The sequence below is a fragment of the Candidatus Protofrankia datiscae genome (genome assembly GCF_000177615.2).
Lineage (GTDB): Bacteria > Actinomycetota > Actinomycetes > Frankiales > Frankiaceae > Protofrankia > Protofrankia coriariae.
Map to the genome: position 1 here is coordinate 2,804,214 of NC_015656.1, position 23,193 is coordinate 2,827,406.

Here is a 23,193-nt window from a genome sequence, read left to right on the forward strand (position 1 = left end):
TACCGGGCGAGCGGTTCCGCCGATCGGAGGGCCCGTCCGCCGGAGGAGAGCGAAGCGGAAAGTTGCATATCCGATGGCACAGGTCGGAACGCGCCCGGACATCACCACGGATGTGCTTCAGGTAAGGAGGAGCTGGGAAGGGGAGATGGTCAGCGGGAACGGCGCGGTGACCGTCAGAACCTCGTCACCGTGGACTGTGCCGACCTCGAAGTACTCGGCCCCGGTGAGCGCGAGGGTGGTGATCGAGGGGCTGTCGGTGTCGACGATCCAGTAGTGGGCAATGGCGCTTAGTTAAGCGGCCCGAGCGAGCATGATCTTCGGTGATTGATCATGCTTGGTGCCGGTGTCTGTTGGGCTTTTGACTCGGTAGGCGTTGTGTCGGCCTCGTCTGATGGTGCGTGGGTACGTGCGGTGGAGGCGCACGGGGTTAAGCCGTTCGGTGATCTCTGTGAAGGTTTCCCGGAGCGCGTGCGTGTGGTCCTCAGGGGGAAAAATCCGCCTGGTCGGTGACCTGGCGGCGGACGACGCGTAGTGATCGCATGAAGGATAGCCTGTCCGGGTCGACGTCGGCTTCGTCGGCGGCCTCGCACATGAGACATCGGATTGCGTAGTGGCTGAGGAGCAGCGCCCAGATCTCTTGTTCCACCAGGTCCGGGAGTTTCGAGCGTAGGACGCGGGCTTCGCCCCGCTGGTGTGTCTTAATCTCATCGAAGATGTTTTCGATTTCCCAGCGCTCGTGATAGGCCGTGGCGAGTTCCACCGCTGGTATGTCGGTCTGGTTGAGGATATTGGTGATGAGGCAGATCAGTTCTCCGGTTCCGGATCCTGTGCGGTCAGGCACCGTGTATTCGATGACGCGGACGGGTGTCGCGGAGTCCTCGGGAAAGTCGCGGCCGGCGCGGGCGTCGGCGATGATCTGGTTCCGCTGTTTCCCTCTGATTTTCGGGTTGACGATGATAGAGAGGTAGGAGCTGTCGGGAAGGGACCGGATGACCGGTAGCGTGAGATCGGATTTGACTCGCCAGAGCAGGTCCGCGCCGGTGTCGAGCGCCTGCTGCCAGAGGTCGAAGCTGTAGAAGTAACGGTCGGCGGTGAGGAGCATCCCGGGTTCGCAGGCGTCGAGCAGGGTGGCGGCGAGAGCACGTTCGTCGCTGGCACGGGGACCGACCGCGGCGGAGACGATCGCGTGCGTGCCGCATTCGGCGAGCGCGACGACGTGGACCTGGGGCAGAGCGCTGGCCTTGTGTCCGTTGGTGGACCGCCCGAACCTGGCCACGTTCTCGGGGGTGTCTGCGGCGTCGAGGAAGAACCCGTCGATCGCCATCAGCCGCCGGGAACGCAGCCAAGTGCCCTTGGTACCCAGCCCCGCGACCGGCACAGCGACACGTTCGAACAGGACCTTCAGGGGGGCGGCACCGAGCCTGATCCGTGCCTGCGAGATCGCCCCGGTGGTCGGGACTTTCCAGTCACCCTGCCAGTTCCCCAGCCATCTCAACGCACCGGCGAGTTTACGCATGACTTCTTCGTAGTCATCGTCGAAGAACAGGCACATCGTCATGGTGAAGTACACCATGACCCGGGCTGGCAGCAGCCTGGTACGCCGTTCCTGCCGCTTCGTTTCCACCAGTACCTCTTCGACGAGGTCCCGGGGAACGATTCTGGCGAGCACACCGATCGAGATGCGGTCGGTCAGCCGGTCGTTGTCAACGGCTGGCAATTCAACTACCTGGCGAAGGCGCACCACATCTGGATTCTATCTGCCGACCGGCCGAAATCGCGGCATGAGCACTCCGCCGCCTACTGATCGACGTTGAGGAACGTGACTGGATGCCGTGTTCAGAAGTTGATCGATGCGGGATCGGGCGTTGGCGTGTCGGGATGGACGGACGCCCCTCCAGCCTAATTGAGCGGCATTGCAGTAGTGGGGGACGCCGAGACGGGCGTAGACGTCGCGTTTGAGCAGCCGGTCGATGCCCAGACTGCTGGGGGAGAGAACCTCGACGACCAGCACCGGAACAGCCAGGTAGCGTTCGCCACGCACGAGGTCGTCGCGGCGGACCACGCACACGTCCGGCTGGACGCTGGTGTGCCGCCCCTTGCGCACATCCGGCGTCGGTCCGAAGACGACCAGATCATCCGAGCCTTCGCGGTTGGCCGCCTCAAGGATGATCGCGAGGTTCAGGCAGGCGCGCTGATGCTCCCAGCGGGGCGCCGGGCTCACCAGGAGCACCCCGTCCACCAGCTCGTAGCGCCGACCGTCGTCGGGCATTTCCTCCAGATCGTCGACGGTGAACCCGTCGTCCCGAATCGGAAGATCCTCGTAGGCGACCGCCATGACCACCATGATGAGCTCCTCTCAGTCACAACGCCAGACTGATCACCACACACCCTCCGCACCAGACCGTACAACGATCTGTGGATAACCTGCGTTGTCCACAGGTGGCCCCTACTGTCAGTCATGAAACCAGTCATGAAACGAGGAGGGAACGCACCCGCCTCGCCGAGCGGGACGAGTGCATCCGCGGCGTTCACCGATCATGGCGGCGCCATACCGCCCCGGGGCGCCGCGCAACGGCGACGCTCCCGGGGCTGGCAGGCGTACAGGACGCGTTCAGGGCATCGTGACCTCACGGGTCACCCGCGAGTCCCACGGACACCAGTGGGCCCCGGGGAGGAACGCCCCACCGGCCTCATCCAGGTGCTCCTCGACATAGTCCATGTTGGCGTCACACACCTCGATCGCCATCGAGAAGAACGAGATGCTCGCCGGCTCGAGATGGAAGCTGTACTTCGGGTTGTAGGGCTTCTGTACTTTCCGGATCTTTCCGGTGACGTGCACCTCTTCCTTCTCCACTCCGGCGATGATGTTGCGGGCGTGGGTGATTTTATCGGGGTCCGTGAGCTCGAAGATGAACTCCTGTCCTGGTTGTTCCGTGAACGCGAAGTAGGCCATGGAAGACTCCTGGCTGTCCTGACTGAGAAAAATGAATGATCTGCCGCGGCACCGGTGTGGCCGGCAGGTGACGACCGACATGCGTCAGCCCGGTCGTCGTGGTCATTACTGTGACCGGTGTGACCGGTTTCGTCAACGTGCTCGGATTTATTTCGACGAGGACCATACGCCGGTCACTCCGTCGATATCCGGTCCCGAGCGGCCAAAGCTTCGCATCCCCTCCTTTACTGCTGCGAAGCAAATGTTCCGACCGCCCTGAAGGGCTGACGTGACGGACCGTACTACACTGGATTCACGCTCGCCAGCGAATCAGCTCCTGAAGGGCATCAGAACGGAAAACGGCATCAAGGTGGGCTGATTCCGGTCGGCGGGCCCGGTTGTGGCGACGCCCGGTCCGACCATTTTTTCATACTATTAGTAATCATACGATTGCCATCCGTGCATCAGATTGATCGACTCGGCTACGATGCCGCCCGTCATCTCATACATCCCCCCACGGAGCGCGGGCCGGTAGGACCGCTGTACCGCGTGCGAGCCAGAGGAGGAGTGTTGTCCGAACAGCAGAGCGATCAGGCGGAGCAGGCCCTCGGCAGGCTGACCATCGCCGATCCGCTGACCACCGAGCCGGGTGCTCCCGGCCCGCTGCCAAGGCCGGACCAGGAATGGCAACTGCGTAACGGCTTCGCCTGGGTCTACTACGGCGAGGGCAGCTCCGGCATCGAACGGCCGGTGATCATGGCCGATGGCTTCAACCTGGGCAGGAGCAACCTGGAGTGGCTCTACCAGGGCCTCGAGGCGGACTTCCCGCTCATCAGCACCCTGCGCAGCCAGGGCAGGACCGTCATCCTGCTCGGCTTCGAGGAGCGCACCGCCTCCATCCTGGACAATGCTCAGGCCGCGACCGAGGCCGTCCTCCGCACCATCGCGGAGCGCCGGGACTACAAGCCGCTGATCGTCGGCGGCTTCAGCATGGGCGGCCTCATCACCCGCTACGCGCTGGCCAGGATGGAGTACGAGAGCATCGATCATCAAACGGAGCTGTACTTCTCCTACGACAGCCCGCACCGCGGCGCTGTCATCCCCATCGCGCTCCAGGCGTTCGCCCACTTCATCCCAAGCCTCGTCCCGGGGCAGGAGAACGACTTCGCCAGGCAGTTGAACAGCGTGGCCGCACGTCAGATGCTCTGGCGGCACTACAACAGCGAGAACGGTGAGATCAGGCAGGACCCCGAGCGCGGCAAGTTCCTACAGGCGCTGGACAGAGTCGGCAGATGGCCTCGGCGGCCCCGCGGGATCGGTGTCGCCAACGGCGCCGGTGACGGTAGGGGTATCAGCCTCCCGCCCGGCGAGATCGCCTTGAAGATCAACGGTGTTGTCTTCCCCGGTACCACCCTCTACACCCAGGCCACGGGCAACGGCACCACCGTGGCCGAACTCAGGCGCCTGCTGCCGCCCGCAGCCAGGACGATCACCACCGACGGGTTCCCGGAGCTCGACGGCGCGCTCGACTCTGAGGTGCTGCCCATTCTACGGACACGCGATAACTGGACTATATCAGCTTTACGCCGCCTCTGGTATTGATGTCCGACTCGTCAGGTAGAGACGTTCGACGTGTTCCGGGGTGTGGTAGCCGAGGGTGGAGTGGAGTCGCTGCCGGTTGTAGAAGACTTCGATGTACTCGGCGATCGCACTGCGGGCGGCACGACGGGTTAGGTAAATTTCCCGATAGACGAGTTCGTTTTTCAGGGTGCCAAAGAAGGATTCGGCGGCGGAGTTGTCCCAGCACACTCCGGTGGCGCCTACGGAAGGTCGCACGCCGTGTCGTGCCAGCGTGCGATGGTAGGCGTCGGACGTGTATTGCGTACCGCGATCCGAGTGAAAAACCGCGTTCGGTGCAAGGGTGGTGCGGGACGCGGCCATGGTGAATGCGTCGACGACGAGTTCGGTCCGCATGTGACTGGCCATCGACCAGCCGAGAACCTTCCGTGAATAGCAGTCGATGACCGTGGCGAGATACAGCCAGCCTTCGCCGGTACGGACATAGGTGATGTCACCGACGAGCTTGGCCCCGGGGCGGGTGGCGGTGAAGTCGCGGCGGACGTGGTCGGTGGGCACCGGCGCCTGGCCGGGGATCGTGGTGCGGCGGTAGGCCCTGGGCTGGCAGGCCTTCAGCCCTGCTCGGCGCATGATCCGTCGGGCGAGGCGGACCGAGGTGGGCTGGCCCGACGCGGTCAGAGCGGCGGCGATCCGCCGCGCGCCGTAGGTCTGGCGCGAGGCGGCGAACAACGCCCGCACCTGGGTGTCCAGGGTGGTGTGCCGGCGGGTCCGGGACGACACCGGTCGCTGGTACCAGTCGTAGAAACCGGACGTCGACACCACGAGCCACTGGCACATTTTGCGTATCGGGTAGTTGTCCTTCTCCGCGGCGATCAGCTCGAACTTATCGATCACTGATGGCGTTGCGCGAAGAAGGCTGCCGCTTTTGAGAGGAACTCGCGCTCCATCCGGAGTTCCCGGTTCTCCTTCTCCAGCTCCCGTAGCCGGGCACGCTCGGACATCGACAGCGGTTCTTCTTCGCCTTGGTGGGCCCGACGCCAGGTGGCCACCCAGCTCCCCAGGGTTCCCTCGTTGATACCGAGGTCCTTCGCGATCGCCGATACCGGCCGACCCGAATCGATGACGAGTTTCACTGCCTCGTCCTTGTACTCGGGCGTGAACCGCCGCCGGGACTCAGTCATCAATCTCCTCCGCTCACGGATCAATTATCCCACATAGGGATCACTGTCCGAAGAACGGGGACCACCTCAACTCCTACCGGATCCTCGCCCACGCGCTGGAGGAGAACGGCGGCCGGGTGGAACTGCACCATCCCACGGTCTGCTTCGTCCCCTCGGTCAGCGCCGTCGCCATCCGCGACATCGACCGGCAGGACGACCTGTACGCGAACATCAACCAGCTCTCGCCGGAGGAGGAAAGCGAGCTGGACGAGTTCGTCTGCTCCGCCACCAACACCGGCCACACGGCCATCACGCAAGAACTGTCCACCTGGCTCCTGGACCGCCTCCCAGACTGATCCCGCCCACCCGACGACCACGGCGAGGCGCACGCCTTTCCCCGCCGGCGTGCGCCCCCTACGAGATCGCCTTCACCGCGCCCGCACGACGTGCCATGCGCCGTCTGCCCGAGAAGGTTGCCACCGCCGTCGTCGAGTTCCTTTACAGATCGCTGGCGGCCAACCCGCACCGTGTGGGTAAGCCGCTCCAGCTTCAACTCGCCGGTCTGTACAGCGCGCGACGCGGCGACTACCGCGTCGCTTGTCGCATCAACACCGACGACCACCACGTCGACGTCGTCGCCATTGAGCACCGCGCCGACCTCTACCGGCCGTGAGGGTAGACATGCCCCACCGTTCAGGGGGAGGCGGCAAGACGGAGGCGGTCGCGGTGGCGGGCGAGCAGCCGGTCGGCGAGGGCGTCGGCGAGTTCGATGTCGTCCAGTGACGCCCGGGTGCGTTCCTGGACGTCGAGGAGCGCGGCGAGCAGCTCCGCGGACAGACGGGTCCGGCCGGCCACCCGGGCCACACTCGGCGGCAGCGGCCGGGGGGACGACGGCGGTGACCCGGGGGCGGACGGGCGGGCGACGGGGGCGCCGGTGTCGGTACCCCGCTTCCAGCGGTGCTGCGGATGCGGGCGGCGGGGCCGGTTACGCAGGTCCATGCATCCACTAACGGCCCCGGGCGTCCCCGGATCAACCCTTGACATCAGGGCTGCCCGGCAGGCCCCCGGTTACCCACAGGTGGTCCCCAGCGGCGCGGTGGATACCCACCGCGCCATGAACAGAGCTATCCACATTTTCAGGAGTGTGTGACCGTTCTCACATCCGATCTCGCGTCCGATGAGACGGTTGCGAACGGATCATCCGGCGGGGGTGGACGTACCGGTTGCGTCGCCTGCCGCGTCAGCGCCACCCACGTCGGTACCGCCGGCACCCCCGCTGCCGTCAGGCTCCCGCGACTCCCGTGACGCGCCCGTCGCCGCCGTCAGCCCCTGGGAGCCCGAGAGGCCCGTCACGCCGGCGGATCCACGCCGCGCCGCGGCCTGCCACGGCGACACCGCACCAGCGGTTCCCACCGGCTCGGTGGCCTCCCAGACCTGCCGCCAGCGCGCCTTCCGGGCGGACCGCGCGGCCCGGGCCGGCACCGCCGGGCGCTCCCGCGCCGCACGCAGCGAATCCCACCAGGACGTGGCGTCCTCGTCGATCAGCCGGGACACCTCGGCGAAGATACGGCCGGTGAAGGAACGCAGGTCGCTGTCGGCGGGATACAGCGGCCGGCCGAACCGCACCGACACCCCCGGCCGGCCCGGAACCGTCCAGGCCCGGCCCCGCGGCATCGCACCGAAACTGCCGCGGATACCCACCGGCACCACCGGCACCCCACAGGTGATCGCCAGATGCGCCGCGCCGAACCGGAAGCGAGCGAGCTGGCCGTCCTTCGACCTGGTCCCCTCCGGGAAGATGACCAGATTCCAGCCGCCGGCAAGCAGGTCGGCGGGTGCGCTCGACGGCGCCCCGCCCCGGCGTTCGATCGGCACGGTCGCGAACAGGAAGGCCGTGCCCAGACCCCGCCACCAGCTGTCGAAGAAGTAGTCGGCGGCGGCGGCCACCGCCGTGTGGTCCCGGATGTCCCGCGGCAGCGCGCACAGCAGCAGCGGCGCGTCCAGATGGCTGGAATGGTTCGACACGAAGACCGCGGGCGTGCGCAGCCCCTCGATCGCGTCCAGCCCGGCCACCGACAGGGACAGGTTCGCGTCCAGCATGGGCCGCATCCCGAACTCCAGCGCGGCGACCCGGGCCGCCCGCATCGCCGGCGTGCGCGCCCACGACGTGGGGAACTCCCGGGCCCGCGGCGCCGGCTGGTACGGCCGCGCCGAGGCGGGCACCGGTGGGCGCGACGCCCACCGCCAGCCGCGTGCCATCTCACGCAGCCCGATCCCCGCCGGGCGCTGCCGGCCGCCCGGCGCCGTCACCGCACGTCCGCGATGGCGTGCGGCGGGGAGTGCAGATAGGTCAGGGACGGAGCCCGCCCCACCGTGGACGAGATCATCTCAAGCGCGTCGGCCAGCGTGGACGCGGCCCGGAAACCCATCCGCGAGCAGGCCGCCCGGTCACCGCCGACCCACACCACGTCCCCGAGATGGTCCAGGGCGTGCGCGCCCCAGTACCACATGTAGAACGGGTGCACACCGTGATAGGCATGGGACGTCCGGTACAGGTGGATGTACCAGGGGTCGGTGGCGTACTGCTTCTCGAAGGTCGCCTCGATCGTCGCCGGGTCGGTGGACTCGGCGAGCACCTCCTCGAAGAAGTCCACATACGACGGATGGTGCAGCTGGGAGAACTCCGGCGTCACCGGATGGTAGAGGATCATCGCGCCGCCGCGGCGCACCAGCGGCCGGCCCCGGTACATGTTGAAGAAGTACCCCAGGCCCAGGCACATCGCGAGAATCGGGTTCATCACCGAGTTGACGTTGTACGGCCCGAGATACGGCAGGCCGGCAACGAGGACGTCGCTCTGCCCATCGACCTCGACGAGTTGCTGGCGGTGCACGTTGGCCAGGGTCTTCGCGTGCACGGCCTCGGTCTCACCGGCGTGCACGCCGGTTACCCCGTAGTCCGCGACCAGGTCCTGGAAGATCCGGCGGCGGGGACGCGTCGGCATGGTGGCCAGCCCCCGCGACAGCCCGAACGCCATCGCCTGGTCACGCACGGACCACTCCCACTCCCGTTTGGTGAGGAATCCGTACCGGGCCGGGAACGCGGCGTTGTTCACCGTCGTCTCCACCGTGAAGATCTTCAGGTGGTCGGCGAGCAGCCGGCCCATCCGCCACGCCGAGGAGTGCATGGCCGAACGGGTGTGGTCCATGAACGACCGTGAGTGCACCATGGTGTGGCTGTTGTGGTGGTGGCGCAGACTGTTGTACGACGCCAGCCCGATCGGCACCGACTTGTGCCCGCCGTCCATCGCCACCAGGTTGACGTTGACGTAGACCAGCAGGTCCGACTCGGCGGCCCGCCGGTTGATCTCGACGTCCTCGCCGTTCTCGGTCAGGCCGACGTGCAGCAGGTTGTCCCTGTCCTCGGCGTCGTGGTTGTAGAGGTTGTCCGGCCAGAACGAGCGGAACACCCGCTCCCCGACGGCCCGCTCGATCTCGGCGGCGGTCATCCGGCGGTGCAGGGCGTTCGCCACGATGAGCACCACATCGTCGACCCCGGCCTCGGCCGCGAGCGTCAGCACCTGCTCGATCACCCGCTGGCGGATGTCGGGCCGGCGCATCGGCGGCAGCGGGATCGACAGGTCGTCGAAGGCGATCGTCAGCCGCATCCCCGGCCGCAGCAGCGCCCGCAACGGCTCGCTGTTCTCCGGCTCGGCCAACGCCCGGCTGATCGCCGCGTCGACGTCCGGCAGCGCCGGCAGCGACTCCGGCGGGTAGAGCACCCGGGTACCCAGCGGAAAACGTTCCAGCCCGAACCCCTCACCCTGGTGGACGAGCAGCGGAGGAGTCCGCTCATCGACTTCGAGCACGAACCCCGGTCTCACCTGTGCGATCCCCTCACGCGTGGTTTCAGCCGAACGACACTGGGTTGCCGTCGGCGTCCTGGAATAAGCGTCCCAGCAGAGGCCACAGTGCCTGCGGGCAGGCCCCGTCCGTCTCTTCTGTGCCCTGTCACGTTCCGTGCCCCGTCACGGCGTCATCAGGTCGAAGGCAACCTTGACCGCTCCCAGCCGTCCGGCGGACAGCGCATGGTCCAGCGCGTCCCGCCAGCGGTCCAGCGGATAGGTGGCCGACAGGATCCCGTCCAGCGGCGCGGACGCGGCGAGCTCGAGGGCCCGGTCGAAGTCCGACCGCTCCCGTGGCCGCCCGCCCGCATGCCCGTTCACCTGGTTGTCCGGCCGGTCGTCCGAATGGGCGTCCAGCCGGACGGCCGGATGGGCGGCCGTGCCGGCGGACGAGGCGTAGGCGCCCACCAGCTCCAGCTCGCGGAACCACAGCGGGGTCAGGTCCACCGACCCGGTGGGCACCCCCGACAGCACCACCCGCCCGCCCGCCCGGGTGGTGCGCAGCGCCGTGGACAGCGACGACGCGCTGCCCGCGCAGTCGATCGCAACGTCCACCCCGCCGAGCAGGTAGGGCGGGCCGACCTCCGGGTCGAGCCGCAGCGCACGGGTGCCCCGGCGCACCCCGCCGACGGCGGACGCCGGCGGCAGGACCTCATCCGCGCCGAAGAGCCGGGCCAGCTCCACCTGCCGGCGGTGCTTGGCGACCACGGTCACCGTGCCGGCCCGGGTGTAGGCGCGCAGCGCCAGCAGGGTGAACAGCCCCACCGCGCCCGCGCCGATGACCAGCACCCGGTCGCCGTCGGCGGGAGCGGCCCGCAGCGCGGTGTGCACGGCGCAGGCCAGCGGCTCGACCAGCACCGCCCGCTCGTCCGGCAGGTCCGCCGGCACCGGGTACAGCTGCGAGCGGTGCGCGACCAGCGCCCCGCTCCATCCGCCGCCGGTGTCCGCGCAGAAGCCGGTCTGCAGACCGGGGGAGACATGCCCGGAGGTGACCCGGTCGCAGCGGCTGGTGTGCCCGCCGGCACAGCCGGTGCACGCGGGCAGCCCCCGGGCGGCACAGCCGAGCACCGGGTCGACGACCACCCGGGAACCCGCCGACAGCTCCGTCCCATTACTCAAAGTGACATCCGTCTGTGTGTCGGCCACGATCTCGTGCCCGGGCACGAACGGCATCGACACCAGGGAGGCGAAGTAGAACGACGACCGCCCGGTGACGGTGGCCAGATCCGACCCGCAGATCCCCGACAGCCGTGGCCGGATCGTCACCCAGTCCGGCCCGGGACGCGACGGTGTCGGCCGGTCCCGTAGCCGCAGCGGCGCCGTGGTCGTCGCCGCCGCACCGGCCAGGGACGGCAGCCGACCCGACACCGTCCGGGTGGTCAGGTAACGCGGTAGCGACCGGTAGAGCTCCAGGGCGCGGCTCACCGCCGACCCCCCGGGTCGAGGGTGATGACGCGGTCCGTCCCGGCGCCCGAGCCCCCCGCCGGCCCCCCGCCGGCCCGCCAGGCCCGCACCCGCGCGGCCGCGGCATGGGCCCGGCGCTCGTCGCGGCCGGCCGCGACCGCACGCGGCTCGCCCGGTGTCGACGACCACTCCTCGATCGGCCAGCCGGAACGGCGGGCGACCCGGTACAGCGGCAGATCGGGGCTGACCGCCACCGGGTTGCCGACGGCACGCAGCATCGGCAGGTCCGACTGGCTGTCGGCATACCCCCACGACGCCCGCAGGTTCGCCCCCACCCGGCCCGCATAGTGGCCCAGCCATGCCGCCCGGGCGTCCCCGACCAGCGGCGCCGACGTCAGACGCCCGGTGTAGCGCCCGTCCGGCCCGAGCGCGAGACCGGTCGCGACGATCTCGTCGAACAGCGGCGTCAGCGGACGAGTGAGCACCTCGACCGCGCCGGTGAGCAGGACCGTCCGGTGCCCGGCCTCCCGGTGCTCGCGGACCCGGCGGATCGCCGCCGGCTTGACCCGGCGCAGCAGGATGTCCCCGGCGACCTCGTCGACGAGGCGGGCGAGCTCGTCGGGGTCGGCGCCGGCGTAACGGGTGTACACCGCCCGGATGAGATGGCCCCGGTCCCGCCGTTCGGCGCGGATGTACCCGGGCAGCGCACGGGCCAGCGAGGCCAGCTCCCGGCTGCGGGCCACGGCGTTCTGGTCGGCCAGCCGCAGCCACAGGTAGGACTCGATCACGGTTGAGGACACCAGCGTGCCGTCCAGATCGAACACCGCCAGCGTGTCCGGCCCGCTGGCCGAGGCCGGGGCCACCCGGCGGACCGCCGGCGGTGACGGATCCGGCCCGCGGATCGTCGCCGTCACGCTCGGGATGTGGATGTCCTGCAGGTAGGTGTGCCAGTCGTAGCAGGCCGGGTCGAAGCCGAACCGCTGCGCGTCCGCGGGCTCCAGCCCCTGGTGCAGAGCCCGGGTCGCGTCGTCGACGTAGACCAGTTCGGCCCGGGTGTAGGAGCGGTACAGGTCCTGGTAGCGGCGCAGGAACGACAGCCGCTCGTCGAGCTGCTCCAGGTCGCGGGCGGCCTGGCGGACCCGGTCGGAACGGGGCGCGTACCCCAGCGCCCGGCCGGCGAGCTCGGTGAACCGCTCCCCGCGGCGCAGCCTGCTCTCGACCGTCGCGGCCCCGGCGAAACGCCACTCGGCCGCGGCGACGGCGCCACGGTTGCGGGCGACCAGCGGGTGGCGCTGGAAGTACTCCTGGACGTGCTCGTAGAGGTCCCGGAACAGCAGCGGGTTACGGAAGCCCGAACAGACCGTGTAGTAGGCCGGGGTGTTCGCCGGCGGGGTGGTCGCCGCCGCGGCGATGATCGCGTTGACCACCAGGTCGACCGGGATGATGTCGATGATGCCGTCGGGGGAGGCCGGGAAGTCCGGCAGCTCCCCGCGCGCGTAGGCGATGATCAGCGGCTCGGCCATCTTGAAGCCCTCGATCCACCCCGGGAACGGGCGGGCCAGCGCGCTTTCGATGATGGACGGGCGCACCACGGTCAGCGGCAGGCCGTCGCGGGAGTTCTCCAGGTAGCGCTCGGCGAGCGCCTTGGTGAAGGTGTAGCAGTCGGTCCAGCCCAGCACCCGGGCCCGTTCCCCGCCGATCTCGACGAGCCGGCGCTCCACCCACCTGCGGCGGTGGCGTTCGGCCTCCCGGGAGACCGTCTGGGCGCCGGCGCGCACGTGCTCGGCCTCGGCCCGCTCCCGGAAGCCGCGCAGCGCCTCGGGGGTACGGGAGGCGTCCTCGGCCGCCGGCCGTGCCCGCTGCGCGGCGGCCTGCTCCACCCGCCAGTCGACGGTGTGCGCCAGCCGGCCCTCGGCCACGTGCCCGGAGCGCAGACCCGCCACGTACGCCGTGGAGATGTGCACGAGGTGGGGGCGGGCGCCGCTGTCCTGCACGGCCCGCAGCAGTTCCTGGACCCCGCCGAGGTTGGTGGCGAAACCCGTGTCGATCGGCGGGTCGAAGGACACCTCACCAGCGCAGTGGATCACGATGTCGAGGTCCGCCGGTAACGTCGGCATCCGCTCCAGGTCACCTTCGAGCACGGTGACCCGTTCGCGCAGCGTCCGCTCGACCTCGTCCGCGCCGACCCGCTCGCGCCAGGCCGCGAATGCCGGTTTGGTCACCAGGGCGGCGAACCGGGCCTGTCCGCTGCGGCCGGCGCGGGGGCGGACGAGGACGACCACCTCGGTGTCGGGCAGATCGGACAGCAGCCGTTCGAGCAGTGCCTCGCCCACGAAGCCGGTCGCTCCCGTGACAAGGACACGCTTGCCCGCGAGCCGCTCGGGCAGCCCCACCGCCTCACCTCGTTCCGTCATCGGGATTGCGTTGTCGGGACGCCGGTGGTCACGCGGTGAGGGACACCGGTGCGCGGGGCCGCGACCGGCTCACGCCGGTGAGGCTGCGTCCCCTTTCGCCCAGGTCTGCCTCGTTCGGCGCCGACCGGCCATGGAGCGGGTACGGGTGGACATTACAAGCACAGCCGCGACAAGTGACACAACCGACGTGGCCGACACCGCCGCCAGGGCGTGTCCGACGGCAGCCAGCCGATCATCTGGTCGATCGTCCGTCAGACACGCCCGATGGCCGCGACGAGCCGGTCGCAGGCATTCTCCACACCCCACCGCCGGGCCAGCGCGGCCAGCCCCGCGCGGTCGGCGGGCTGGGCGGGCAGCCGGTCCGCCACCGGCGGCAGGGCGACGTCGGTGACGACCCTGACCACCGGCACGGCCGCGTCCAGGTAGGCTGCGGCCTCGACGATCCGCTGCCTGCTCCCGCCCGGGAAGCCGGCGATCTCCCCACGCGCGGCCGCGGCCCGGACCGCCGCCAGCGACCCGAAGGTGCGCAGCAGCGCCGCCGCGGTCTTCACGCCGATGCCCGGCACGCCCGGCAGCCCGTCGCTGGGGTCGCCGCGCAGCACCGCGAAGTCGGCGTAGGCCCGGCCGGGGATGCCGAAACGGCTGGTCACGGCAGCCTCGTCGATCACGGCGAACCGCTCGACCGCGTAGCGCACCCGCACCGGCCAGGAGTCGTCGACCAGTTGGAACAGGTCCCGGTCCCCGGTGAGCACGTCCACCTCCGCCCGGCCGCGGGCGGCCAGCGTGCCGATGACGTCGTCCGCCTCGTAGCCGGCGGCCGAGACCCGGGGGATGCCGACGGCGTCCAGGACCGCGTCGATGATCGGTAGCTGGGCGGTGAGCTCCGCCGGGACGTCCTCGATCCACCCGGCCCCTTCGGCCCCGCCGGTGCCGCCGGCGGCCACCCGGTGGGCCTTGTACGACGCCAGCAGCGCGACCCGGAACCGTGGGCGCCAGTCCGCGTCGAAGCAGGCGACCAGCCGGGTGGGGCGGATCTCGGCGATCTGCCGGGTCAGGGTGTCCAGCAGGCCGCGCACGGCGTTGACGGGCGTCCCGCCCCCGGCGCGGACCGACCGCGGCACCCCGTAGTAGGCCCGGAAATACAGCGACGGAGTATCCAACAGCATCAGCCGATCGGCGGTAGTGGATGTACGCACTCGGACAGGGTGGCATCCCCTGTCGTGCACCGACACCCGCCTCCGCGCGTATCAACCCGCGTATCAACCTCTGCCCAGCACACGACCACGGTGCGTGATCTGCGTACGCTCCGGATCGTGCTGGAAGACCTTGACCGTGAGATCGTCCGTCTGTTGTGCCGGGACGGCCGGATGAGCTACACCGACCTGGGCCGGGCCACCGGCCTGTCCGTGTCCGCGGTCCATCAGCGAGTGCGCCGCCTGGAACAGCGGGGCGTGATCACCGCGTACGCGGCCATCGTCGACGCCGCTGAGATCGGCCTCCCGCTCACCGCGTTCGTGTCGATCAAGCCGATCGACCCGAGTCAGCCGGACGACGCCCCGGAGCGGCTACGGGACCTGACCGCCATCGAGGCCTGTCACAGCGTCGCCGGCGAGGAGAGCTACCTGCTCAAGGTCCGCGTCGGCACCCCGGGCGACCTGGAAAGCCTGCTGCAGCAGATCCGGGCCGCGGCGAACGTGTCGACCCGCACCATGGTCGTCCTGTCCACCCCGTACGAGGCACGGCCACCAGCCATCTGACAGCAGACTATCCGACACCGCCCGCGGCGGGCGTCACGTCGGCCGGTGTGTGATTCTCGCGACCGTGCAGCCCCGACGACCGTGATTCTCGACGACACGGCCGGCCCGTCATGGGTCACGGCGTCCGGCCCGGCCGCGGGCAGGCACACTTTCAGGTGTGACGGACATGTCGTCGAACCCAGGAGCAGCCGGCTCAGCCGACCCGCTGAACGAACAGGACGGACAACCGGTGGGTACCAGAGCGGCGCGTGCCAGAGCAGTGTCCGCCGCGGCGGCGGACACCCGGGGAGCGGGCGCCGGGACGGGGCGAGCCGGGCGCAACGGCACCCGGCGCATCCTTTACCGCGGCGGGCGGATCCACAGCCCGGCGTCCCCGTTCGCGACGGCGATGCTGGTCGAGGACGGCCGGATCGCCTGGCTCGGCTCGGACCCGGCCGCCGACGCCCTGGCCGCCGAGGAGACCGTGGACCTCGACGACGCCCTGGTCACCCCCGCGTTCGTGGACGCCCACGTGCACGTGACCGCCACCGGGCTCGCCCTTGACGGGCTCGACCTGTCCCGGGCGCCGTCCCTGGCCCACGCCCTCGACCAGCTCGCCGAGCACGTCCGGCGCCGCCCCTCCGATGTGGTGCTCGGCACCAACTGGGACGAGACGGCCTGGCCCGAGGGCCGCCCACCCACGGCCGCCGAACTCGACCGGGCGGCCGGCGGCGTGGCTGTCTACCTCTCCCGTGTCGACGGCCACGGCGCGGTCGTGTCGTCCGCGCTCGCGGCCCGCTGCGGCGCCCCGGGCAGGCCGGGCTGGCTCGGGGACGGCCGCTGCCGGGGCGAGGCCCACCACGCGGCCCGCGCCGCCGCCTACGACAGCGTGTCCGCCGGCCAGCGGCGGGCCGCCCAACGGCAGGTCCGAGCCCACGCCGCCGCTCTCGGCATCGCCGCCCTGCACGAGATGGCCGGGCCGGAGGTCTCCAGCGCGGACGACCTCAGCGACCTGCTCGCGCTCGCCGCCGCCGAACCGGGCCCCGTCGTCCACGGATACTGGGCCGGGGAGATCGACACCGCCGTCGCTCTCGGTGCCGGCATCGGTGGAGACCTGTTCGTCGACGGCTCGCTGGGATCGCGCACCGCCGCGTTGCGCGCCCCCTACGCGGACGCCGCCGCCGGCGACGCGGGCCTCACCGGCGGGGGCGCCGGGGCCGGCAGCCCGGCCGCCGGCAACCGGGGTCTGCTGCACCTGGACGCCGACGCCGTGTCCGGGACGGTCGTGCAGGCCGCCGAGGCCGGTCTGCAGACCGGCTTCCACGCGATCGGGGACGCCGCCCTCGACACCGTCCTCGACGGCTTCGAACGGGCAGCCGACAAGATCGGCCTGCCGCGGATCCTGGCCGGCCGGCACCGCGTCGAGCACTGCGAGATGGCCGACGCCGCCCAGATCGCGCGGATGGCCCGCCTCGGTCTGACCGCCGTCGTGCAGCCGGCCTTCGACGCCTGCTGGGGCGGCCGGGACGGCATGTACGCCCAGCGGCTGGGCGCCGACCGGGCGGGCGCGATGAACCCGTTCGCCGCGATGGCCGCCGCGGGTGTCGTCCTCGCGCTGTCCTCGGACGCCCCGGTGACCCCGCTGGACCCGTGGGGCGGGGTACGTGCCGCGGTCGCGCACCACACACCGTCGGCGGCGCTGAGCGCCCGGGCGGCGTTCGCCGCCGCGACCAGGGGCGGGTGGCGGGCGGCCCGGGCCGACGGCGACGGCAGCGGGCTGCTCGCCCCCGGGGCCCCGGCGACGTTCGCGGTCTGGCAGGTGGCGGGGGAGCTGGTGGTCCAGGTGCCGGACTCCCGCGTCGCGGCATGGTCCACCGACCCGCGCGCCGCTGTCGCCGGCCTGCCCGATCTCGACGGGCCCACGCCGACCTGTGTACGCACGGTCGTGCGCGGCACGGTCATCCACGACCTGCTGTAGGGGCCGGCGGCAGGGCCGGCGAGGAGCGCTTGTGGCTGGCCTGCCGGGGACGGACGGGGCGGGCAGGCCAGCCGGTGGGCAGCCCCCTGCCCGCCTCGTCCGTCCCTCCACCCGTCCATGGGCACGAACGCGCCCGTCGGCGCGGAAGCGGATACGAGAAAGGGTCCCGGACCGCCCTTCGGACCGACGCCGTGCCCGCCGGATGCGGACGCGGACACCGTTGTCTAGGGGACGATCTGGGACCCTCCGGGCTGTCTCGCAGCCCCCCTTTGCCAGCGACGGGAAACTTCCTGTCCGAACCCCGCCGCTGACCGGGCCTGGTAGCAGGCGATCAGGGACGTGTAAGCGTCCGCTGGCCGCCGGCCGGTCCAGTTGTCAGGGAAAAGGCACTCCCGCAGCCGTCTGATGAGTGGACAGGATGAACGGTACCGGTCGTTACTCGGTCGCTGTCAACCACACGTTCCCTCCGGGTCTTCCTCCCGTTCTCCCTGATTCCCCCGGACACGGCGCGGTTCGCCGCCATGCCAGCGCGCCAGCCAGGCATGACGTGTGCGTGGTCGCGCCGCGGTCGCGCATGATTGCACAGCGCAAATTGTGTGTTAATTGTTATTTCTGGTGTCGCGGGTCACAAATGCCGGCCTTCCGCCGGATTTTGCGAACTTTTTCTCAAAAAGAAGATCGCACGATAGATATATCAACCGAGAGACAATCGACGAACAAAAAATATCCACAGACCCCGTGGTCACGCCGACGGTGCGGGCATACCGACATAGGGAGCATCGAGTACTTACTCGAATGCAGCGTGTAGTACTGTCGGCTGCGGTTCCGAACGAGACCGGGGACGAGACCTGACCGCGGCATCGGCCGCGAGCCGGCCACGCCACCAGGAAGCCGCCAGGATGCCGCCGAGAGGCCAGGCCAAGAGGTCCACAGGCCAAGAGCCCCAGGAAGAAGCGATGACAGTCACCGACGCCGCCCACCGCCCTGCCGCCAGGCACAGGCACCGGCGGCCAACCGATCTCTCCCGAAGGATCCTGATGAGCTGGCTGGTTCTGGTGGTCGCGATCGCCTGCGACGTGGCAGCCACCTACGCCCTCGCCGCCTCCCACGGCTTCCGCAACCTGGCCCCCTCGGTCCTCGCCGTCCTCGGGTTCCTCCTGACCACCTACTTCTTCGGCGTCGCCCTCACGGGACTGGGCCCGAGCGTGTCGTACGCGGCCTTCGGGGCGCTGGGGACCGCCTCGGTCGCCGTCATCGGCATCGCCCTGGGCACGGAGCACGCCAACTGGCTCAAGACAGGCTCCCTGACTCTGATCATCATCGGTGTGGTCCTGCTCCCTCTCGCCGACCACCGGGACAAGGGCACCGCACCGCCCCCCACGCACAGCTCCGAACGAACCGCCCGAAGCTGAGATGCCAACCAGGCAATGCCAACCAGGCAACACGGCCGCATCCCAGAACCCTCAGTGCCACACAGTCGCCCTCACGGGAGCGAGGGAACAAACGGTCGCTCTGGCAGCCGTTTCCGTACTCGTTCCTCTCAGGACGGGGTGCGTCAGCACGGTGCTCCGGTGACGTCTTCGATCCGAACCTGACCCACGCCGGCCGCCCGGGCCCGGCGGACGGATGTTTCGCCGACCCGGTCGTTGGCGGGCCGGCTGGTAGCCGACACTACTAGACTGTCGCTGCTTAGTTCTGGTGTGTCTTGTGTCTGGGTGAGAGGGTTGGGTCTGGCAGGTCTCCCCGTCCCTCTGCCGGTCAGGACTGTGTCGTGGGTTCGCAGAAGAAGTGGCCGGTCACCTTGACCGAGGCTGATCGTGACGAGTTGGTTCGGGTGACCTCGACGGGGGTTCATCCGGCGTCGATGATCCGGCGGGCGCGGGTCCTGCTCGCGTTGGACACCTCGGTCGGCCCGGTTGCCTCCCAAGAAGAACTCGTGGTCCGGGTCGGGGTCTCGGGTGAGACGCTGCGGCTGGTCGCGAAGCGGTTCACCGAGACCGGTGGGGATGTGGGGGCCACGATCGGTCGGAAGGCACGGGAGCTTCCCCCGGTGCCTTCCCCGGTGACCGGCGAGGTTGAGGCCAGACTGATCGCGCTGGCATGCTCGCAGCCACCGGCTGGTTATGCACGCTGGTCGCTGCGGCTGTTGGAAAAGCACGTCGCGCTGGTCGCCGACATCCCGGACCTGGACCATTCCACCATCGGCCGGGTCTTAAAAAAACGAGGTTGCGTCCTCATCTGAGGAAGTGCTGGACCATCCCACCGAGGGCGAACGCGCAGTTCGCCGCGCGGATGGAAGACGTTCTGGCGGTCTACGCCCGGCCCCACAACCCGGGCGTGCCCGTGGTGTGCATGGACGAGAAGCCCTACCAGCTGTTGGCCCACGCCCGCGACCCGATCCCCGCCACGCCAGGGCGTGACCGGCGCGAGGACTCCGAGTACGTGCGCCACGGAACCTGCTCGATCTTCTGCTGGGTCGAGCCACTCGCCGGCTGGCGCCGCGTCCAGGCCACCCCACGGCGCACCAGGATCGACTGGGCACACCACGTCAGGCGCCTGCTCACCCTCGACTACCCCGACGCCGAACGGGTCGTGCTGGTCATGGACAACCTCAACACCCACGACATCTCCTCGCTCTACGAGGCCTTCGACCCGGCCGTCGCGTTCGCACTCGCGCAACGACTCGAGATCCACCACACCCCCAAACACGGCTCCTGGCTCAACATCGCCGAAATCGAACTCGCCGCCCTGACCCGCCAATGCCTCGACCGCCGCATCGACACCCTCGACGTCCTGAACACCGAACTCGACGCCTGGCAGACAGCCGTCAACGCCAACCAGCGCCAAGTCAACTGGCACTTCACCACCGATGACGCCCGCACCAAACTCCGCCACCTATACCACACACATTAGCGGCGACAGTCTACTAGAAGTGTGGCAGCCCAGGACATGCTGAGCGCGGATCACGGTGCGAGCCGCGGTGCCGCGTCCGGCACGGACGACGCGTCCGAGCCGGACGGGGACGCCTCCTCGCCCCAACGGTCGTCCCAGCGGCCGGTGCGGCGGCTGGGACGCCGGCTGATCCGGCCACTGTTGGCGGCCACCGCCGGCGTGCTGCTGTACCTGGCGTTCCCGCCCGCCGGGATCTGGCCGCTGGCGCCGGTCGCAGTCGCGCTGCTGACCCTGGTCGTGCGCGGTGTGCGCCTGCGTCGGTCGTTCGCCCTCGGCCTGCTCTTCGGTCTCGGCTTCATGCTGGCGATGCTGCGTTTCGTGACGTTCGTCGGCATCGACGGCTGGGTGGTGCTCTCGGCCGGCGAGGCGGCCCTGCTCGCGCTGGTCGCCCCCGCGAGCACCGCGGTGACACGGGTACGCGGGTGGCCGTTGTGGGTGGCCGCGGTGTGGGTCGCGCAGGAGGCGGTGCGCGCACGAGTGCCCTTCGGTGGCTTCCCGTGGGGGAAGCTGGCTTTCAGCCAGGCGGACACACCGCTGACACCACTCGCAGCGCTCGGAGGATCACCGCTGGTGACCACCGCGGTCGCCGGCATCGGCGCGCTGCTGGCCGCGGCCGCCATCCGCGCGGGTGTACCGGCCATGGACGCCACCGGATCATCCCGCTCACCCGGCGCGCATGGCAGGGACGAGCGGACGGGCGCCGGAACGGGCGGTAGGAGCCGTCGGGTACGGACGGCCGTGGCGACAGCCCGTCCGCTGGCCGCGGCCGCCGCCGTGACGCTGGTGGGCCTCGCGATACCGCTGCCGACCGCGGCGCAGACCGGCACCGCGGACATCGCCGCGGTGCAGGGCAACGTCCCGCGGGCCGGTGGGCTGGACGCGCTCGGACGCATGTTCCAGGTCACCACCAACCACGTCACGCGGACCGAACAGCTCGCCGCGGACGTGGCCGCGGGCCGGGCCCTACAACCCGATCTGGTCCTGTGGCCGGAGAACGCCTCGGACGTCGACCCGCTTGCCGACCCCCGCGCCGCCGCCCTGCTGGACCGGGCCGCGCGGGCGGCGGGCGCTCCCGTCCTCGTCGGCGCGGTCCTCGACGGGCCGGGTCCGCGCAGGGTGCGCAACGCCGCCCTGGTGTGGGAGGACACCGGCTGGACGGGGCAGATGTACGTCAAGCAGCACCCGGTGCCGTTCGCCGAGTACCTGCCGGGCCGGGCCGTCCTGGAGAAGCTAATCGGCCGGTTCGCCACCGAGATGCCCAACGACTTCGTCCACGGCACCGCAACCGGGGTCCTGACCATCCGTGACATCACCGTCGGTGATGTCATCTGCTTCGAGGTGGCCTACGACGGCCTCGTGCGCGCCGCTGTCGACGCCGGCGCGCAACTGCTGGTCGTGCAGACCAACAACGCCTCGTTCGGACGCCGGGGCGAAAGCGAGCAGCAGCTGGCCATGACCCGGCTGCGCGCGGTCGAACACGGGCGGGCAGCGGTGCAGGTGTCCACCAGCGGTCAGAGCGCGATGGTCATGCCCGACGGCCGGATCATCGCACAGTCCGGGCTGTACCAGGCGGCCATCCTGACCGCCGCGCTGCCGTTGCGTACGGGGCGTACGGTCGCGGACCGGCTCGGTAGCCTCCCGGAGACGCTCCTGGTGATGATCGGAGTGGTCGCTGTAGCGTTCGGCCTGCGGGCTGGCCGGCGAGAGCAGGACGGGCAGGCGGGCAGCGGCCCCGCCGACGACAGCGCTGGCGACACCGAAGACACCGAAAGGAGCCGCGTGGACGGCGAGCGCGTTCTCGTGTGTGTTCCCACCTACAACGAGCGGGAGAACCTTCAGGACACGGTCAACCGGCTCCGGACGGCCAATCCGGACGTGGACGTGCTGGTCATCGACGACGCGAGCCCGGACGGCACCGGCGAACTCGCCGACGAACTCGCCACCGCCGACCCGCACGTCCACGTCCTGCACCGGCAGACCAAGGAGGGGCTGGGCGCGGCCTACGTGGCCGGTTTCAACTGGGGGCTGGGCCGCGGCTACGGCGTCCTGGTCGAAATGGACGCCGACGGCTCGCACCAGCCGGAGGAGCTGCCCCGCCTGCTCACCGCCCTGCGCACGACCGACCTGGTCATTGGTTCACGCTGGGTGCCCGGGGGAGAGGTGCGCAACTGGCCGCGGGCCCGGCTGCTGCTCTCCCGCGGCGCCAACGTGTACGTGCGGACCGCCCTCGGCATGCCGCTGGCCGACGCGACCGCGGGTTTCCGGGCCTACCGGGCCGGGGTCCTGCGCAACCGCGATCTTGACCGGGTCGCGTCGCAGGGGTACTGCTTCCAGGTCGACCTGGCCTGGCAGGCGTGGCGGTCGGGATTCCGGGTCGGCGAGGTCCCGATCACCTTCGTCCAGCGTGAGCGCGGACGGTCGAAGATGAGCCGGGCCATCGTGGGGGAGGCGCTGTGGCGGGTGACCTGGTGGGCGGTGCGGTCCCTGCGCGACCGGCCGGCCGCGGGCGGCGGCCGCGGCGCCCGGCGGCAGGGAGCGGGCAGGAGCACGGCCGTGGTGGGCCGGGACGAGACGGGCCCGGGCACGCGCTCCGGTGGGGACGGCGGGCCGCTACCGCTGCCCGCGGCCCGGGGGAGCGCCGAGGAACAGCAGGAACGGTCGACGACGGGTGTCTCGGCATGAGACCGGTTCGACACGCGTGTGGCCCGTCCGGATCGTCCGGACGGGCCACACGCGTGGGTGTCGCTACGGCAGACGTGTCAGGCGGAGCGCCGGTCCTGCCCGGTTCCCCGCAGGACCGCGAGCCGCTCAGCCAGTACCTCTTCAAGGTCGTCGGTGGTACGCCGCTCCATCAGCATGTCCCAGTGCGTGCGCGGGGGCTTGCTCTTCTTCGGCTCCGGGACCTCGCCGTCGACGATGACCGATCCGGCACCACAGACACGGCACTCCCAGACTGCCGGGACCTCGGCCTCGGCAGCGAAAGGCATGGTGAACTGGTGGCCGTTCGGGCAGTCGTAGGACGCGGTCTGGCGGGGCGCGAGTTCGGTGCTGCGGTCCGTCTCGTAGGAGACTGCACCTAGACGGCTGCCTCGCAGGATGCGCTCGCCCATGAAAACCCTCCCGAGCGTCGATACCAG

At 70.2% G+C, this 23,193-nt stretch carries 20 protein-coding genes; 9 read left to right on the forward strand and 11 right to left on the reverse strand.

The genetic code is table 11. The features are described 5' to 3' along the window. Window positions 1-481 precede the first annotated feature (481 nt). The 3 genes from FSYMDG_RS11570 to FSYMDG_RS11580 all read right to left on the reverse strand — a co-directional run bounded on the left by FSYMDG_RS11570 (window position 482) and on the right by FSYMDG_RS11580 (window position 2,953). Window positions 482-1,744 (reverse strand): IS4 family transposase, encoded by a 1,263-nt coding sequence (locus FSYMDG_RS11570; protein ID WP_013872077.1) that lies wholly within the window; start codon window positions 1,742-1,744, stop codon window positions 482-484. A 9-nt stretch (window positions 1,745-1,753) separates the two neighbouring features. After that, window positions 1,754-2,344, reverse strand: a complete 591-nt coding sequence (locus FSYMDG_RS11575; RefSeq protein ID WP_013873675.1) for a Uma2 family endonuclease — start codon at window positions 2,342-2,344, stop codon at window positions 1,754-1,756. A 267-nt stretch (window positions 2,345-2,611) separates the two neighbouring features. Further along, the gene (locus FSYMDG_RS11580) at window positions 2,612-2,953 is read right to left on the reverse strand and encodes a BP74-related protein (RefSeq protein WP_013873676.1); all 342 of its coding nucleotides are present in this window, start codon (window positions 2,951-2,953) and stop codon (window positions 2,612-2,614) included. 549 nt (window positions 2,954-3,502) lie between these two features. Here FSYMDG_RS11580 and FSYMDG_RS11585 point away from each other — a divergent pair. Next, window positions 3,503-4,534, forward strand: coding sequence for an esterase/lipase family protein (locus FSYMDG_RS11585; protein WP_131772490.1), 1,032 nt, complete (start codon window positions 3,503-3,505; stop codon window positions 4,532-4,534). Here FSYMDG_RS11585 and FSYMDG_RS11590 read toward each other — a convergent pair. Beyond that, window positions 4,514-5,691, reverse strand: a protein-coding gene (locus FSYMDG_RS11590; RefSeq protein ID WP_085948540.1) for an IS3 family transposase whose coding sequence is annotated in 2 segments (ribosomal slippage) — window positions 4,514-5,430 and window positions 5,430-5,691 — 1,179 coding nt in all. Because the reading frame shifts where the segments join, the coding sequence is not laid out codon by codon here. The genes FSYMDG_RS11585 and FSYMDG_RS11590 overlap by 21 nt on opposite strands. A gap of 116 nt (window positions 5,692-5,807) precedes the next feature. On the opposite strand from FSYMDG_RS11590, the gene FSYMDG_RS11600 reads away from it, so the two are divergent. Further along, window positions 5,808-6,026, forward strand: coding sequence for a hypothetical protein (locus tag FSYMDG_RS11600; RefSeq protein WP_043603512.1), 219 nt, complete (start codon window positions 5,808-5,810; stop codon window positions 6,024-6,026). A gap of 65 nt (window positions 6,027-6,091) precedes the next feature. Next, complete coding sequence (locus FSYMDG_RS11605; protein ID WP_043603515.1) at window positions 6,092-6,343, forward strand: type II toxin-antitoxin system RelE family toxin; 252 nt, start codon at window positions 6,092-6,094, stop codon at window positions 6,341-6,343. Between the two features lie 20 nt (window positions 6,344-6,363). Here FSYMDG_RS11605 and FSYMDG_RS30075 read toward each other — a convergent pair whose 3' ends face one another. From FSYMDG_RS30075 to FSYMDG_RS11635, 6 genes are all read right to left on the reverse strand, one after another. Continuing rightward, window positions 6,364-6,714 carry a hypothetical protein gene (locus tag FSYMDG_RS30075; RefSeq protein ID WP_432763257.1) on the reverse strand — a complete coding sequence of 117 codons (351 nt, stop codon included), beginning with the start codon at window positions 6,712-6,714 and terminating at the stop codon, window positions 6,364-6,366. Window positions 6,715-6,867: 153 nt separating this feature from the next. Then, window positions 6,868-7,980 (reverse strand): lysophospholipid acyltransferase family protein, encoded by a 1,113-nt coding sequence (locus FSYMDG_RS11615; protein WP_013873679.1) that lies wholly within the window; start codon window positions 7,978-7,980, stop codon window positions 6,868-6,870. Continuing rightward, complete coding sequence (locus FSYMDG_RS11620) at window positions 7,977-9,536, reverse strand: lactate racemase domain-containing protein (RefSeq protein ID WP_013873680.1); 1,560 nt, start codon at window positions 9,534-9,536, stop codon at window positions 7,977-7,979. Before FSYMDG_RS11620 ends, FSYMDG_RS11615 begins: the two co-directional genes overlap by 4 nt. Before the next feature lie 159 nt (window positions 9,537-9,695). Beyond that, on the reverse strand, window positions 9,696-10,997 hold the full coding sequence (locus FSYMDG_RS11625; RefSeq protein ID WP_013873681.1) for a zinc-dependent alcohol dehydrogenase: 1,302 nt from the start codon (window positions 10,995-10,997) through the stop codon (window positions 9,696-9,698). Further along, window positions 10,994-13,369, reverse strand: a complete 2,376-nt coding sequence (locus FSYMDG_RS11630) for an SDR family oxidoreductase (protein ID WP_013873682.1) — start codon at window positions 13,367-13,369, stop codon at window positions 10,994-10,996. Before FSYMDG_RS11630 ends, FSYMDG_RS11625 begins: the two co-directional genes overlap by 4 nt. A 272-nt stretch (window positions 13,370-13,641) precedes the next feature. Next, window positions 13,642-14,556, reverse strand: a complete 915-nt coding sequence (locus tag FSYMDG_RS11635; RefSeq protein WP_050803489.1) for a 5'-3' exonuclease — start codon at window positions 14,554-14,556, stop codon at window positions 13,642-13,644. A 147-nt stretch (window positions 14,557-14,703) separates the two neighbouring features. On the opposite strand from FSYMDG_RS11635, the gene FSYMDG_RS11640 reads away from it, so the two are divergent. The 6 genes from FSYMDG_RS11640 (at window position 14,704) to lnt (ending at window position 22,738) form a co-directional block, all read left to right on the forward strand. After that, window positions 14,704-15,147: an Lrp/AsnC family transcriptional regulator gene (locus FSYMDG_RS11640; protein ID WP_043606139.1), complete on the forward strand. Its 444-nt coding sequence runs from the start codon at window positions 14,704-14,706 to the stop codon at window positions 15,145-15,147. 388 nt (window positions 15,148-15,535) lie between these two features. Further along, window positions 15,536-17,104 (forward strand): amidohydrolase, encoded by a 1,569-nt coding sequence (locus FSYMDG_RS11645; RefSeq protein WP_237703132.1) that lies wholly within the window; start codon window positions 15,536-15,538, stop codon window positions 17,102-17,104. A 1,037-nt stretch (window positions 17,105-18,141) separates the two neighbouring features. Then, window positions 18,142-18,516 carry a DMT family transporter gene (locus tag FSYMDG_RS11650; protein ID WP_043603525.1) on the forward strand — a complete coding sequence of 125 codons (375 nt, stop codon included), beginning with the start codon at window positions 18,142-18,144 and terminating at the stop codon, window positions 18,514-18,516. A gap of 359 nt (window positions 18,517-18,875) precedes the next feature. Beyond that, on the forward strand, window positions 18,876-19,346 hold the full coding sequence (locus tag FSYMDG_RS28390) for a helix-turn-helix domain-containing protein (protein WP_043602714.1): 471 nt from the start codon (window positions 18,876-18,878) through the stop codon (window positions 19,344-19,346). Then, window positions 19,331-20,017, forward strand: coding sequence for an IS630 family transposase (locus FSYMDG_RS28395; protein ID WP_237702723.1), 687 nt, complete (start codon window positions 19,331-19,333; stop codon window positions 20,015-20,017). Before FSYMDG_RS28390 ends, FSYMDG_RS28395 begins: the two co-directional genes overlap by 16 nt. 36 nt (window positions 20,018-20,053) lie before the next feature. Beyond that, window positions 20,054-22,738, forward strand: a complete 2,685-nt coding sequence (gene lnt / locus FSYMDG_RS23105; protein ID WP_013873688.1) for an apolipoprotein N-acyltransferase — start codon at window positions 20,054-20,056, stop codon at window positions 22,736-22,738. A 77-nt stretch (window positions 22,739-22,815) separates the two neighbouring features. Here the strand turns inward: lnt and FSYMDG_RS11670 are convergent, their stop codons facing one another. Further along, window positions 22,816-23,166, reverse strand: a complete 351-nt coding sequence (locus FSYMDG_RS11670; RefSeq protein ID WP_013873689.1) for an RNA polymerase-binding protein RbpA — start codon at window positions 23,164-23,166, stop codon at window positions 22,816-22,818. Window positions 23,167-23,193 lie beyond the last annotated feature (27 nt).